Raw genomic sequence first — 13,105 nt, 5'->3', positions numbered from 1 at the left:
TTACCACCAATATTTTCCAAAATTTTCCGGGTTGGCCCAAAAGCGCGAGTTGAGCCAATCGGGGACTTGTTTGTATTCAAGCAGATCGTAGGTAAACAGGGTCAGCACCTGATCTTCGCGCTGGAATCGCTCGCTGGCTTGCAGGGCCAGTGAAAAAAAGTCCGTCTCTTGCCAGCCGCAGGCGTTGAGATCTGCCAGCACGGCAATGCGACTGGCATTGAGATTGCGGATGCCACCCAACAGGTTCAGACCTTCGCGCTTGGGCAAATGCTCCAGGCAATCGAGCGCCAGGGCCAGGTCAAAACGCCGCGCCGCCACGTCCGCCGGCAGCGCGCCGGGGCCGGCGTGGACCACTTCGGTGCCGGGATGGGCCTGCTGGAATGCTTCAAGCGCGGGAAAGCCGCTGGCACCGATCAATAGCAGTTTTTGCGGGGCATAGCGGTCAAGCACGGCCGCCAGGGCTTGTTGGGGCGTACGCGCAGAAATGGCAACAGTCATCGAAGCTCCTCAGTCAGAACCACCACGATAGCCTGCCCGGACATCGTGGCCTAGAGCGGTTTGTCCCTGAACGTGCGGAATCTTCGTAAACACGGGGCGAAAACCCGCGATTGCTCAGGCTGGCGCAGATTCGAAGACGGGTCTTTACTCCCCTGAATCGGCGACAAGCCGATCCCTCAAGGAGAAACCCGATGAGCATAGTTCGGACAGCGTTACCCCTGGTTCTGCTAACCAGTGTGTTGACTGGTTGCGCAGGTTTGCAGAAAACCGACTGGCCGACCTGTGCGGCCGTCGGCGGTGCGATCGGTGCGGGATTAGGCGCCATAGAAAGCACTTCCTGGGCTGGCGGCGGCGCGCTGTACGTTGGCGGCATGGCGGCAGCTTATTGCTGGGTGCACGGCGACGGCGACGAAGATGGCGATGGCGTGCCGGACAGCCGCGACAAGTGCCCGGGCACACCGAAGGGTGTGCAGGTCGATGCCGACGGTTGCCCACCACCTGCACCACCGCCAATGGCTGAAGAGCCTCCAGTGGTCAAGGAAGAAACCATCGTGATCCGCGACGTGCACTTTGAGTTCAACAAAGCCACGCTGACCCCAGCCGACAAGGATGTGCTGAGCACGGTCGCCACCCGACTGAAACAGGAAACGTCCACCGCGCAACTGCGGGTCACCGGCCATACGGACAGTGTCGGCAGCGATGCCTATAACCAACGGTTGTCGGAGAAACGGGCCAACTCGGTGGTGCAATACCTGGTCGAAAACGGCGTACCGCGTGCCAGTTTCGTCTCGGTGTCCGGCGCCGGTGAGAGCCAGCCGGTGGCCGATAACAAGACCGCCGACGGCCGCGCGATGAACCGTCGCACGGAAATCAAGATAAGCCGCTGAAACCCTTGCGATTCGCGGCTTGTAGAGTTGCGGATGCGGGTCTTTACTCCTGTGTGACCGGTATGGGCCGGTGACACAGGAGCCTTCACCATGAACGTTCTAATCAGGGCCGCCTTGCCGGTACTGCTGGCGAGCAGTCTGTTGTCCGGTTGCGCCACTCACAGCGATGGCAGCGCACCTCTCAATCAACGCACCTGGCCAATCTGTAGCCTGATCGGCGGCTTGGTTGGCGGCGGGTTGGGGGCCATTGAAAGCAGTGGCTGGGCCGCCGGTGGCGCCGCACTGGGATTGCTGGGCGGTGGTCTGATCTGCTACGCCCAGGATGGCGATGAAGACGACGACGGGGTGTTCGACCGCCGCGACCGTTGTCCCGATACGCCGGCCAATACCCCCGTCGAGCATCACGGTTGCCCGCTGCCGCAATACCCGGCCAGCGCCCCGCCGGTCGAACCGCAAGCGCCGGCGAGCGAGGTCATCACCCTCAACGACGCCGGCAAGGTACTGTTCGATTTCGACAAATCCGACCTCACGGCCGACGCTCGAAGCCAACTCGATGGGCTGATGGGCAAACTCAGCCATGCCAATGTCGCCAGCATCCGGGTGGTGGGTCACACCGACAGTGTCGGCACTGATGCCTATAACCAAGGGCTGTCCGAACGTCGAGCCAGCAGCGTCGTGGAGTATTTACTGACTCAGGGGCTGGCCCCCGACAAACTCACCAGCGAAGGCAAGGGCGAAAGCGAGCCGGTGGCTGACAATGAGACTGACGAAGGGCGGGCACAGAACCGTCGGGTTGAGCTGCATATCCAGCGTTGAAGCTCGGACCAGGGCTGCCGGGTCGTCGGGAAGGCGATCCGGGGCTCGGGTCAGATTAAATTTGCCTGGCCCTCTGGCTTATCCTGCGCGCAAGCCGTTACTGTGCGCGCAAAGAATAATTCCCGATCAGGGGGGCGTATGAAGGTGTTTTGGGGGCTGGGGCGCTTGCTGACCCTGCTGTTCTGGCTGGTGGTGCTGGTCAATCTGGTCGTGCCGTTCGTCCATCCGCTGCATCTGCTGGTCAATGTCGCCGGCGCGTTTTTGCTGGTGCTCCATTTGCTGGAACTGCTGTTGTTCCGGGCCAGTTTCCGTGGCCGCCCCGCGCCTGGTCGTGATCGCCTCAGAGTGCTGCTGTTCGGTATCTTCCATTTGCAAACCCTCCCGACCGCGCCAGAGGCTTCCCATGCGTAAATTGTGTCTGCTCGCCGCACTCGTATGCCCGTGGGCTTCGGCCCAGGTGGTCCAGGTAGAAAGCCATTCGTTGATGCGCCTGCCAAACACCACCAGCACCCTGGTCCTCGAGCGACTGGACGTGGCCGACTACGGCACGCTGCTGGTGCCTTCCAATGTCACTGAACTGACCATCGACCAATTGCACCTGGGGCGTGAAGCACGGATCGCCATCGTGCCGGCGCAGCAGGCATTGGAAATGAAAGTGGCCCGGGCTGAGCTGGCCGAGGGCAGCCAGATCACTTCACGCGGCGCACCGGGTACCTACACCAAGGCCGCGCGGTCGGGGCGCGATCTCAACCTGCGTTTCAATGCCTTGAATGCGCCGCTGTTGTCGGTGGATGCCCGCGGTGGTACCGGTGCGCCGGGTTTCGTCGGTCTTGACGGTGCCAATGGCCAGGCGCCGGGTTGCACCTGGGGTTCGGCCGGTCGCGGGGCCGACGGCAGCAATGGCAGCGATGGCCAGCCGGGTGCGGCCGGTGCGCAGGTACGCCTTGAGCTGCCTCGCGCCTATCCTGCCGAGCAGATCAAAGTGACGGTGGACGGCGGGGCCGGTGGCGCGGCGGGACACGGCGGCAAACCCGGGGCCGGTGGCAAGGCCAAGGGCTGTCTGGTCTATACCGCCGATGGCGGCAAAAGCGGCCGTCCTGGCGCCGATGGCCAGCCAGGGCCTGCCGGAGCGGCGGGGACGGTGACGGTGCAGCGGTTCTGAAGAAAATCTGATCTGAACCTGTGGGAGCGAGCAAGCTCGCACCCACAGGGTTTTATGTGATGTTCAGAACATCGGCCGCGCCGCGCCAATCGCCACCACCAGCAACCCGATCAACAAATTGATCCCCACCAACCGCCGAATCTTCCCCAGCACCGCCGCACCCGCCGGCCAGTCCTGCGCCGTCACGGCACTACGCAATGCCGGCAGTTGCAGACCCTGGATGCGGATGAACAGTGCTGTCATCACCACGTACAACCCCATCATCACCTGCACATACCGAGGCGCGGTTTCGAAACCGGCGAAGCGCACATGGATCAGGCCTACACCGCTGATCGGTAAAAGCACCACCGCCACCCAGACCCAGACAAAAAAACGCTGAAACACTTCTACCCACAACTTGAGCCGGGCAGGGCCCTCAAGCGCCGTCATTGCTGCGGGGCGCAGGATCATCCAGGCGAAAAACATGCCGCCGACCCAGACCAGGGCCGCCAGTAAATGCAGGGTGTAGACGAGGGCAAAGGGTGTCATTGGGTTACTCCGTTCTGCGCAGGATTCATTAGCGGGGTATGATAGCCGCCGATTCGAACCACTGAAAATTTATCCAGCGTTTTAGCGCCCGACCATTCATGATCAGCACCGAACTCAAAACCACGATCCAGGGCGCCTATTCGCGTTTTCTCGAAGCCAAGAGCCTCAAGCCGCGATATGGCCAGCGCCTGATGATTGCCGAAGTGGCAAAAGTCCTGGGTGACATCGACACCGACGACGAAGGCCGGCGCAGTGGCGAGCCCGCCGTGGTGGCGGTGGAGGCCGGCACCGGTACCGGCAAGACCGTGGCCTACAGCCTGGCGGCGATTCCCACTGCCAAGGCCGCCGGCAAACGCCTGGTGATCGCCACGGCCACCGTCGCTTTGCAAGAACAGATCGTCTACAAGGACCTGCCCGACCTGATGCGCAACAGCGGGCTGAACTTCACGTTCGCGCTGGCCAAGGGCCGTGGGCGCTACATGTGCCTGTCCAAGCTCGACATGTTGCTCCAGGAAGGCCACGCGCAGACCGCCACGGCCCAGTTGTTCGAAGAAGAAGGCTTCAAGATCGAAGTCGATGAGGCCAGCCAGAAGCTGTTCACCAGCATGATCGAGAAGCTGGCCGGCAATAAATGGGACGGCGACCGCGACAGCTGGTCCACGGCCCTGGAAGACGCTGACTGGTCCCGCCTGACGACCGACCATAGCCAGTGCACCAACCGCCATTGCCCGAACTTCGGCCAGTGCGCCTTCTACAAGGCCCGCGAAGGCATGGGCAAGGTCGATGTCATCGTCACCAACCACGACATGGTGCTGGCCGACCTGGCCCTGGGCGGTGGTGCGGTGCTGCCGGACCCGCGCGACACGATCTATGTGTTCGACGAAGGCCATCACCTGCCGGACAAGGCCATCGGTCACTTCGCCCATTACACCCGGCTGCGTTCCACGGCCGACTGGCTGGAAACCACCGCCAAGAACCTCACCAAACTGTTGGCCCAGCATCCATTGCCGGGTGACCTGGGCAAGTTCATCGAACAGGTGCCGGAACTGGCGCGGGAAATCAAGACGAACCAGCAGTTCATGTTCACCGCGTGCGAGCAAGTGGCCGATTTCAAGCCAGGCGAAGACGTCGAGGGCCGGGAGCGGCCACGCCATCGCTTCGTCGGCGGAGTGATTCCTGAACACATGCGCGAAATGGGCATCGAGCTCAAGAAAGGTTTCGCACGCCTGACCGACTTGTTCACGCGCCTGACCGACCTGCTCAAGGAAGGCATGGACGGCGAGGTCAACATCGGAATCGCCAGCAACCAGGCCGAGGAGTGGTACCCGCTGTTTGGCAGCCTGTTGTCCCGCTCGCAAGGTAACTGGGAACTGTGGACGGCCTTCACCGCTGAAGACCCGGAAGACAACCCGCCAATGGCGCGCTGGCTGACCCTGGCCGAAAGCGGTTCGCTGTTCGACATCGAGGTCAATGCCAGCCCGATCCTGGCGGCGGAAATGCTGCGGCGCAACTTGTGGAACGTGGCCTATGGCGCGCTGGTGACGTCCGCCACGCTGACCGCCCTGGGCACGTTCGACCGCTTCCGCATGCGCGCCGGCTTGCCAAAGAAAGCCGTGACCGCCGTGGTCCCGAGCCCCTTCCATCACGCCGACGCCGGCGTGCTGCGGGTGCCGGACCTCAAGGCCGACCCACGGGATGCCGCCGCCCACACCGCGGCGATCATCCGCGACCTGCCGGAACTGGTGGAAGGCTCACGGGGCACCCTGGTGCTGTTTTCCTCGCGCAAACAGATGCAGGACGTGTTCGACGGCCTTGACCGTGACTGGCGCAAACAGGTGTTCATCCAGGGCAATCTGTCGAAACAGGAAACCTTGAACAAACACAAGGCCCGGGTCGATGGTGGGGATTCCAGCGTGCTGTTCGGCCTGGCGAGTTTTGCCGAAGGCGTGGACTTGCCGGGTGCCTACTGCGAGCACGTGGTGATCGCCAAGATCCCGTTCTCGGTTCCCGACGACCCGGTGGAAGCCGCACTGGCCGAGTGGATCGAAGCCCGTGGCGGCAACCCGTTCATGGAAATCTCCGTGCCGGACGCTTCGCTGAAGCTGGTCCAGGCGTGTGGTCGGTTGCTGCGCACCGAAGAAGACCGCGGCACCATCACCTTGCTCGACCGCAGGCTGGTCACCCAGCGCTATGGCAAGGCGATCCTCAACGCGCTGCCGCCGTTTCGGCGGGAGATTTCCTGACAAAGCGGGTTCTTCTGGTGATGGACGCTGTTGTGGCGAGGGAGCTTGCTCCCGCTGGGCTGCGTAGCAGCCCCAAGAAGGCTGGTCGCGATCAATCTGGCACACCGCAACGGCGGGTTTTGGGGTTGCTGCGCAACCCAGCGGGAGCAAGCTCCCTCGCCACAGGGGCCGGTTTCAGGTTAACCAGCCGTCCCATGGCGGTTCCCAAAACCCCCAATGGCTGAAACAATGCCAGCCACTCTAAAAAGTCTTTGTTTCAAAGGAGTTGCGGGTGCAGATTCAAGGCCATTATGAACTTCAGTTCGAGGCGGTGCGTGAAGCGTTCGCGGCGCTGTTCGATAATCCCCAGGAGCGCGGTGCGGCGTTGTGCATTCAGGTGGGTGGTCGCACGGTGATCGATCTGTGGGCCGGTACCGCCGACAAGGATGGCCATGAGACCTGGCACAGCGACACCATCGCCAACCTGTTTTCCTGCACCAAAACGTTCACCGCCGTCACCGCCCTGCAACTGGTGGCCGAAGGCAAGTTGCAGCTGGATGCCCCGGTCGCCCGCTATTGGCCCGAGTTTGCCGCCGCCGGCAAGCAATCCATTACCCTGCGCGAGTTGCTCTGCCATCAGGCCGGGTTGCCGGCGCTACGTGAATTGCTGCCGCCCGAAGCGCTTTATGACTGGCAAGCCATGATCGATGCCCTGGCCGCCGAAACACCTTGGTGGACGCCGGGCGAGGGTCATGGTTATGCCGCGATCACCTACGGCTGGCTGGTTGGCGAGCTGTTGCGCAGGGCCGATGGGCGTGGCCCGGGGGAGTCCATCGTGGCCCGTGTGGCCAAGCCGTTGGGCCTGGATTTTCACGTTGGCCTGGCCGACGAGGAGTTTCATCGCGTGGCCCACATCGCCCGTGGCAAAGGCAACGTCGGCGATGCCGCGGCCCAACGCCTGCTGCAGGTGACGATGCGCGAGCCCACGGCCATGACCACCCGGGCCTTCACCAATCCGCCGTCGATCATGACCAGTACCAACAAACCGGAGTGGCGGCGCATGCAGCAACCGGCGGCCAACGGCCACGGTAACGCCCGCAGCCTGGCCGGGTTCTATGGGGGGCTGCTGGATGGCAGCCTGCTGGAAGGTGAAATGCTCGACGAACTGACTCGCCAGCACAGCTTCGGCGAGGACAAGACTTTGTTGACCCAGACCCGTTTCGGCCTGGGTTGCATGCTCGACCAGCCGGATGTACCGAATGCGACCTATGGCCTTGGCCCACGGGCGTTCGGTCATCCGGGGGCCGGTGGCTCCATGGGGTTCGCCGACCCGGAGCATGATGTGGCTTTTGGCTTCGTGACCAACACGCTTGGGCCTTACGTATTGATGGACCCGCGCGCGCAGAACCTTGCGAGGGTCCTTGCCACTTGTCTATAAACGCCATTGAAGGCGGCGGGCACCGGAACCTCGTGGCCTTTTCAGATTCCAAGCGACTGTTTATGCGGCCAAAACATGGCCTTTATTTTCCATTTACATCATTTTGTGGATATCCAATGTCATCGAATAAAACCCTCGCTCTGGCGCTGTGCTTCGCTATCACTGGTTGCGCACAAACCCCACAAAATGATGCCGAGGGCAGCAGCGGCTGGTGGCCGTTCGGCTCTTCCGACAAGGTGGCGGCCAAGGACACGGCGCCAGCGGCGCCTCTGAAACCGGCTGCCGTCGCACCGCAAGCCAAGGCCGAGAGCGCCACCCACTGGTGGTGGCCGTTCGCTTCCGATGATGCTGCCGACGTTGCGAAGAAAGATGACGTCAAACCCCAGGACAAACCTGAAGCCAAGGCACCGGCCCTTGCCAAGGCCGAAGCCGAAAGCAACGGCAAGTGGTGGTGGCCGTTTGGCGGCAAGGATCAGGAAACCGCCAAGGCGGTGCCGATGCCCGATCCTAAAGTCACCCAGGCCTGGCTCGACGACTACGAGCCGAAGCTGCGCACAGCTATCCAGGACAGCAAGCTCCAACTCGAGCGCCGCGACAACGTGCTGGTGGTCACCGCGCCCGTGGACGGCTCCTTCAACCCGGACCGTCCGGCCATGCTGCTGCCCGTGACCCTCGGGCCGTTCACCCGCGTGGCGAAGATCCTTGAAGCCGACCCCAAGACCGCCGTGCTGATCCTCGGCCACGCCGATACCTCGGGCGCCGCACCTGCGAACCTGAAACTCAGCCAGGAGCGTGCCCAGTCCGTTGCGGCGATTTTCCGTCTCAGCGGCCTGCAACGTGATCGCCTGATGCTGCGCGGCATGGGCGCAGTGGCGCCACGTGCGGCCAACGACAGTTTGGAAGGGCGTGCCTTGAACCGCCGCGTGGAACTGCTGGTCACGCCGGCCAACACCATGGTTGCGCTGCTGAGCAAATACAACATGCCGGCTCCCGCACCCGTGACGCTGGTGGCGGCCCAGGACGTGAAGCCCGTGGCCCCGGCCCCAGCGCCTGCGGCGAAAAAAGCCGTGACCCCGACCAGCAAAAAAGCGCCGGCCAAAAAAGCCGTGGCCAAGGCGCCTGCGAAGAAAGCCCCTGCCAAGGCCACTACCCCGGCGAAGAAAACCCAACCGGCCAAAGCCGCCACCGACACCAAGAAAGTCGCGGCCGCCGATACCCCCAAGCAGTGATGGGCTAACCACAAGGAACGCGCCATGACCCAACCGCTGGCTGATATGCGCCGCGACTACACCCGCGATGGCTTGACCGAGGCACAAGCCCCGGCCGAGCCGTTTGCACTGTTCCACCAATGGTTCGCCGACGCAGTGAAAACCGAGCAGGCCCCGGTGGAGGCCAACGCCATGACCCTGGCGACGGTGGATGCAGAAGGGCGCCCGCACTGCCGGATCCTGCTGCTCAAGGGCCTGGATGCCCTGGGGTTCACGTTCTTCACCAACTACGACAGCGCCAAGGGGCAGCAACTGGCCGCGAATCCATTTGCGGCCATGACGTTTTTCTGGCCGGCCCTGGAGCGCCAGGTGCGCATCGAGGGCAAAGTGGTGAAGGTCACCGCGCAGGAGTCGGACGCCTATTACCAGGTTCGCCCGCTGGGCAGCCGTCTCGGCGCCTGGGCTTCACCCCAGAGCCGGGTAATTGCAGGGCGTGGTGAGCTGGACGACCTGCTCAAGGCCACCGAACAACGTTTCAGCGACAGCCAACCGCATTGCCCGGAGCATTGGGGCGGTTATCGTTTGCTGCCCGAGCGCATCGAGTTCTGGCAGGGGCGTCCGAGCCGCCTGCACGATCGCCTCAACTATCGCCTGCAAGGGGCGCAGTGGACTCGCGAGCGTCTGGCGCCTTAGCATCGGGATAACCTGCCGCGGCGGTCTGGAGCCATTGCGGCAGGTCACGGCGCTTGATGCCTTGTGCCTGGGCGCGGGCCAATTGTTGCAGCATGTAGGTTTTCTTTTGCCCATCCGGCCCGGCCAGCGAAAGCGCCAGATCGCGATCCGCCCAGCGTTTGATCCGCACGTACAGCCACCAGTGGAAGTACAGACCGGCCACGGTGGTGGCGACGATAATGAAATAATCCATGAAAAATTCCAGGGTTGATGACGCAGGTTTCGGAAATTGGCGCTACTGTTTGGTGAATTTTTCGGGTGCGCCTGTATCCCACCTGAATGAAAACAATTTTATCCCGGCGAGGCCGTGACAGGCGTCAAGCTGCGGAGTTTAATGAATCCCTGTCTTTTGGAGTTTGATGCTATGCGTAAGTCTGTTTTGCTGGTTGCTTCCTTTTCCACGATGGCGATGTTGCTCACTGGCTGTCAGTCGAGCCTGACCGGTGACTCCTACTCCCGTGACGAAGCGCGTCGCGTGCAGACGATTCGCATGGGCACGATCGAAGCCTTGCGTCCGGTCAAGATCGAAGGCACCAAGACCCCTATCGGCGGTGCGGCCGGTGCTGTGGTCGGTGGTGTAGGCGGCAGTGCCATCGGTGGTGGCCGTGGCAGCATTGTCGCCGCTGTGATCGGCGCGGTGGCCGGTGGCCTTATTGGCTCCGCTACTGAAGAAGGCCTGACTCGTACCCAAGGCGTGGAAATCACTGTTCGTGAGGACGATGGCAGCATGCGTGCCTATGTGCAGCAGGTTCAGGAAAACGAGGTGTTCCGGGTGGGTGAGCGGGTTCGTATTTCTACTGTGGGTGGTACGAGTCGCGTATCGCACTAATTTACGGGAGGGATTCCAGAGTTGTGTGTATATCCGTTGCCGTTACCGCAGAAACGGATATACACACCATTCCTTAACCTCCCATGGCTCTCAAGACGCTAACGCAGAAGTAAGGGTCAACCAGGCAATGCAGGCTGCTTGCGACTGGCCGCCGCCGTCACCGCATAACCCAACAACGCCGCCAGTATCGAACCAGTGAGAATCCCCATCCGGTCCATGCCCGCATAGTCGCTGACACCCGGCTCAAACGCGAGGGAGCCAACGAACAGGCTCATGGTGAACCCGATACCGCACAGGATCGCCACCCCCAATACCTGGCCCCAGTTAGCGCCAAGGGGCAGGCTGGCGATGCCGATTTTCACCGCCAGCCAGGTCAGGCCGAAGACGCCGACGGTCTTGCCCAGCAACAGGCCAATGGCGATACCCATTGGCACATGATGGGTGAAGCTTTCGACGGTGACGCCGCTCAGGGACAAGCCGGCGTTGGCGAAGGCGAACAGCGGCAGGATGCCATAGGCCACCCAGGGATGCAGGGCATGTTCCAGGGTTAGCAGTGGCGAAGTCTCGGCGTTTTTCGTGCGCAGCGGGATGCAGAACGCCAGGGTCACCCCGGCCAGGGTGGCATGGACACCGCTCTTGAGCACGCAGACCCACAGAATCAGGCCGACAACCATGTAGGGTCCGAGCTTGACCACGCCCATCCGGTTCATCGCCACCAGGGCGGCGATGCAGGTTGCCGCCAGTATGAGCGACAGGCTGGACAGGGCGCCGGAGTAAAAGATCGCGATGATGATAATGGCGCCCAGGTCGTCGATGATTGCCAGGGTCATCAGGAACAGCTTGAGCGACACCGGCACCCGCTTGCCCAGCAAGGCCAGCACGCCGAGGGCGAACGCGATGTCGGTGGCCGTCGGAATCGCCCAGCCGGCGAGGGCGGCCGGGTTGTCGCGGTTGAGGAACCAGTAGATCAGCGCCGGCACGACCATGCCGCCAATCGCCGCCGCACCCGGCAGGACGATTTGCGAGGGTTTGGACAGTTGCCCATCGAGTACCTCACGTTTGACTTCGAGGCCGATGAGCAGAAAGAACATCGCCATCAGGCCGTCGTTGATCCACAGCAACAGCGGCTTGGCGATCTTTAGCGCCCCGACCTGGGCCACTACCGGCGTGTCCAGCAAGCCGTTGTACAACCAGGAGAGCGGCGAATTATTGATGGCCAGGGCCAACACGGCGGCGGCGATCAACAGCAGGCCGCTGGCCGCTTCCAGTTGGAAGAAACGCGTCAAGGAATTACGTAGAGGCATGATCGCTCTCCCTATCGAATCAAAAAGATGGCACACCCTAACCCGTACTGTTAGTTGTTAAAACAAAAGTTATATTCTTTTTTGTTATATGTCGTTACGACGCGTGCACCGCACAGTCGGGCAGTTGCGGCGCATATTGGACCTTAGCTGTACCTGTGCGTGATGTCGGTTTTTTCCTAAGCTTGCGCCTGGTTTTTCCGAGACCACGTCGCGCCTGCATGACCGTCAGGTTTCCCCGCGTCGAACCGAGCCAGTGAGAGGACACCATGAACGACCACCGCCAGTGGGCGCGCGAAGCGATTCGCATCATTGAGGCTGACTTCCAGCGCAGTGCCGATACACATCTGATTCCCCTGCCGCTGCCAGGCCTGCCGGGAATCGAGCTGTATTTCAAGGATGAGTCCAGTCATCCCACCGGCAGTCTCAAGCATCGGCTGGCTCGTTCGCTGTTTCTTTACGCGTTGTGTAACGGCTGGCTCAAGCCCGGTGCGCCGGTGATAGAGGCTTCCAGCGGCTCGACAGCCATTTCGGAAGCGTACTTTGCAAGGCTGCTCGGCCTGCCCTTTATCGCGGTGATGCCGGCGACCACTTCCAGGGAAAAAATCGCACAGATCGCTTTCTATGGCGGCCAGAGCCACCTGGTGGACGACCCTACGCAGATCTACGCCGAATCCGAGCGCCTGGCCCGTGAGCATGATGGGCACTTCATCGACCAGTTCACCTACGCCGAGCGCGCCACGGACTGGCGGGCCAATAACAACATTGCCGAATCGATCTTCCAGCAGATGCGCTTCGAGCGACATCCGGAGCCGAGCTGGCTGATTTCCAGCCCCGGCACCGGCGGTACCACAGCCACCTTGGGACGTTATGTTCGCTATCGCCAGCATGGTACCCGCGTGCTGTGTGCCGACGCCGAGCGTTCAGTGTTCTTCGATTACTACCGCAGTGGCGATGCCAGCCTGCGCCTGGATTGTGGTTCACGCATTGAAGGCATCGGCCGCCCACGGGTCGAGGCGTCGTTCTTGCCGAAAGTCATCGATGCGATGGTCAAGGTGCCGGACGCCTTGTCGCTGGCGGCCATGCATTACCTGGCCGAGCGTCTGGGACGACGCGTCGGTGGGTCCAGCGGCACCAACCTGGTCGGCGCGCTCATGGCGGCCCGGCAGATGGCCGATGCGGGGGAGTCGGGGTCGATCGTGGCGATCTTGTGTGACGGCGGCGAGCGCTACGCCACGACCTATTACGATCCGGCATGGCTCAAGGCCCAGGGCTATGAGTTGAGCGGGTTGATGGACATCGTGGCGGCGTGTGTGGAGCGGGGCGAGGAACTGCCGGAGAGTGTGTTGCGGGCCAATTTCTGACCTTGAAGGCACTGAGGTCTTTTGTGGGAGCGGGCTTGCTCGCGAAGGCGGTGAGTCAGTCAACTTATCGGTGAATGATGTACCGCATTCGCGAGCAAGCCCGCTCCCACAGGGTCATGC

General features: G+C 62.2%; 14 protein-coding genes. 10 read left to right on the top strand and 4 right to left on the bottom strand.

Annotated elements, in window-relative coordinates; translation table 11 throughout:
- Complete coding sequence (locus TK06_RS14775; protein WP_063322684.1) at window positions 1-498, bottom strand: DUF6231 family protein; 498 nt, start codon at window positions 496-498, stop codon at window positions 1-3.
- 191 nt (window positions 499-689) lie between these two features.
- On the opposite strand from TK06_RS14775, the gene TK06_RS14770 reads away from it, so the two are divergent.
- The 4 genes from TK06_RS14770 to TK06_RS14755 all read left to right on the top strand — a co-directional run bounded on the left by TK06_RS14770 (window position 690) and on the right by TK06_RS14755 (window position 3,363).
- Window positions 690-1,385: an OmpA family protein gene (locus TK06_RS14770; RefSeq protein ID WP_063322683.1), complete on the top strand. Its 696-nt coding sequence runs from the start codon at window positions 690-692 to the stop codon at window positions 1,383-1,385.
- A 90-nt stretch (window positions 1,386-1,475) separates the two neighbouring features.
- The gene (locus TK06_RS14765) at window positions 1,476-2,201 is read left to right on the top strand and encodes an OmpA family protein (RefSeq protein WP_063322682.1); all 726 of its coding nucleotides are present in this window, start codon (window positions 1,476-1,478) and stop codon (window positions 2,199-2,201) included.
- A 138-nt stretch (window positions 2,202-2,339) separates the two neighbouring features.
- A complete protein-coding gene (locus tag TK06_RS14760; RefSeq protein WP_063322681.1) occupies window positions 2,340-2,612 on the top strand; it encodes a DUF1145 domain-containing protein in 273 nt (90 codons plus the stop codon).
- On the top strand, window positions 2,605-3,363 hold the full coding sequence (locus TK06_RS14755) for a collagen-like triple helix repeat-containing protein (RefSeq protein WP_063322680.1): 759 nt from the start codon (window positions 2,605-2,607) through the stop codon (window positions 3,361-3,363). The genes TK06_RS14760 and TK06_RS14755 overlap by 8 nt, the downstream gene beginning before the upstream one ends.
- Window positions 3,364-3,426: 63 nt before the next feature.
- On the opposite strand, the gene TK06_RS14750 is transcribed toward TK06_RS14755, so the two are convergent.
- Window positions 3,427-3,891 (bottom strand): CopD family protein, encoded by a 465-nt coding sequence (locus TK06_RS14750; RefSeq protein ID WP_003198438.1) that lies wholly within the window; start codon window positions 3,889-3,891, stop codon window positions 3,427-3,429.
- Between the two features lie 98 nt (window positions 3,892-3,989).
- On the opposite strand from TK06_RS14750, the gene dinG reads away from it, so the two are divergent.
- The 4 genes from dinG (at window position 3,990) to pdxH (ending at window position 9,452) form a co-directional block, all read left to right on the top strand.
- Window positions 3,990-6,134, top strand: coding sequence for an ATP-dependent DNA helicase DinG (dinG, locus tag TK06_RS14745; protein WP_063322679.1), 2,145 nt, complete (start codon window positions 3,990-3,992; stop codon window positions 6,132-6,134).
- Between the two features lie 271 nt (window positions 6,135-6,405).
- Entirely contained in the window at window positions 6,406-7,551 is a 1,146-nt protein-coding gene (locus TK06_RS14740) for a serine hydrolase domain-containing protein (RefSeq protein ID WP_063322678.1), read from the top strand.
- Window positions 7,552-7,667: 116 nt separating this feature from the next.
- Window positions 7,668-8,780: an OmpA family protein gene (locus TK06_RS14735; protein ID WP_063322677.1), complete on the top strand. Its 1,113-nt coding sequence runs from the start codon at window positions 7,668-7,670 to the stop codon at window positions 8,778-8,780.
- Window positions 8,781-8,804: 24 nt separating this feature from the next.
- Complete coding sequence (gene pdxH, locus TK06_RS14730) at window positions 8,805-9,452, top strand: pyridoxamine 5'-phosphate oxidase (RefSeq protein ID WP_063322676.1); 648 nt, start codon at window positions 8,805-8,807, stop codon at window positions 9,450-9,452.
- Here the strand turns inward: pdxH and TK06_RS14725 are convergent.
- The gene (locus tag TK06_RS14725) at window positions 9,400-9,684 is read right to left on the bottom strand and encodes a hypothetical protein (protein WP_063322675.1); all 285 of its coding nucleotides are present in this window, start codon (window positions 9,682-9,684) and stop codon (window positions 9,400-9,402) included. The genes pdxH and TK06_RS14725 overlap by 53 nt on opposite strands.
- Window positions 9,685-9,855: 171 nt before the next feature.
- On the opposite strand from TK06_RS14725, the gene TK06_RS14720 reads away from it, so the two are divergent.
- Window positions 9,856-10,320, top strand: a complete 465-nt coding sequence (locus TK06_RS14720) for a glycine zipper 2TM domain-containing protein (protein ID WP_063322674.1) — start codon at window positions 9,856-9,858, stop codon at window positions 10,318-10,320.
- A gap of 116 nt (window positions 10,321-10,436) precedes the next feature.
- On the opposite strand, the gene nhaA is transcribed toward TK06_RS14720, so the two are convergent.
- Window positions 10,437-11,624 carry a Na+/H+ antiporter NhaA gene (nhaA, locus tag TK06_RS14715; RefSeq protein ID WP_063322673.1) on the bottom strand — a complete coding sequence of 396 codons (1,188 nt, stop codon included), beginning with the start codon at window positions 11,622-11,624 and terminating at the stop codon, window positions 10,437-10,439.
- 266 nt (window positions 11,625-11,890) lie between these two features.
- Between nhaA and TK06_RS14710 the strand changes: the two genes are divergently transcribed.
- Complete coding sequence (locus tag TK06_RS14710; RefSeq protein ID WP_063322672.1) at window positions 11,891-12,985, top strand: PLP-dependent cysteine synthase family protein; 1,095 nt, start codon at window positions 11,891-11,893, stop codon at window positions 12,983-12,985.
- Window positions 12,986-13,105 lie beyond the last annotated feature (120 nt).

The sequence above is a fragment of the Pseudomonas fluorescens genome (assembly GCF_001623525.1).
Taxonomy (GTDB): Bacteria; Pseudomonadota; Gammaproteobacteria; order Pseudomonadales; family Pseudomonadaceae; genus Aquipseudomonas; species Aquipseudomonas fluorescens_Q.
This window is presented reverse-complemented; position numbering and strand designations above follow the sequence as displayed.

What these genes read in the sequence shown, in the direction of transcription:
- TK06_RS14775 (WP_063322684.1), bottom strand. Translation starts at nt 498, where the DNA reads ATGACTGTTGCCATTTCTGCGCGTACGCCCCAACAAGCCCTGGCGGCC.
- TK06_RS14770 (WP_063322683.1), top strand. Translation starts at nt 690, where the DNA reads ATGAGCATAGTTCGGACAGCGTTACCCCTGGTTCTGCTAACCAGTGTG.
- TK06_RS14765 (WP_063322682.1), top strand. Translation starts at nt 1,476, where the DNA reads ATGAACGTTCTAATCAGGGCCGCCTTGCCGGTACTGCTGGCGAGCAGT.
- TK06_RS14760 (WP_063322681.1), top strand. Translation starts at nt 2,340, where the DNA reads ATGAAGGTGTTTTGGGGGCTGGGGCGCTTGCTGACCCTGCTGTTCTGG.
- TK06_RS14755 (WP_063322680.1), top strand. Translation starts at nt 2,605, where the DNA reads ATGCGTAAATTGTGTCTGCTCGCCGCACTCGTATGCCCGTGGGCTTCG.
- TK06_RS14750 (WP_003198438.1), bottom strand. Translation starts at nt 3,891, where the DNA reads ATGACACCCTTTGCCCTCGTCTACACCCTGCATTTACTGGCGGCCCTG.
- dinG (WP_063322679.1), top strand. Translation starts at nt 3,990, where the DNA reads ATGATCAGCACCGAACTCAAAACCACGATCCAGGGCGCCTATTCGCGT.
- TK06_RS14735 (WP_063322677.1), top strand. Translation starts at nt 7,668, where the DNA reads ATGTCATCGAATAAAACCCTCGCTCTGGCGCTGTGCTTCGCTATCACT.
- pdxH (WP_063322676.1), top strand. Translation starts at nt 8,805, where the DNA reads ATGACCCAACCGCTGGCTGATATGCGCCGCGACTACACCCGCGATGGC.
- TK06_RS14725 (WP_063322675.1), bottom strand. Translation starts at nt 9,684, where the DNA reads ATGGATTATTTCATTATCGTCGCCACCACCGTGGCCGGTCTGTACTTC.
- TK06_RS14720 (WP_063322674.1), top strand. Translation starts at nt 9,856, where the DNA reads ATGCGTAAGTCTGTTTTGCTGGTTGCTTCCTTTTCCACGATGGCGATG.
- nhaA (WP_063322673.1), bottom strand. Translation starts at nt 11,624, where the DNA reads ATGCCTCTACGTAATTCCTTGACGCGTTTCTTCCAACTGGAAGCGGCC.
- TK06_RS14710 (WP_063322672.1), top strand. Translation starts at nt 11,891, where the DNA reads ATGAACGACCACCGCCAGTGGGCGCGCGAAGCGATTCGCATCATTGAG.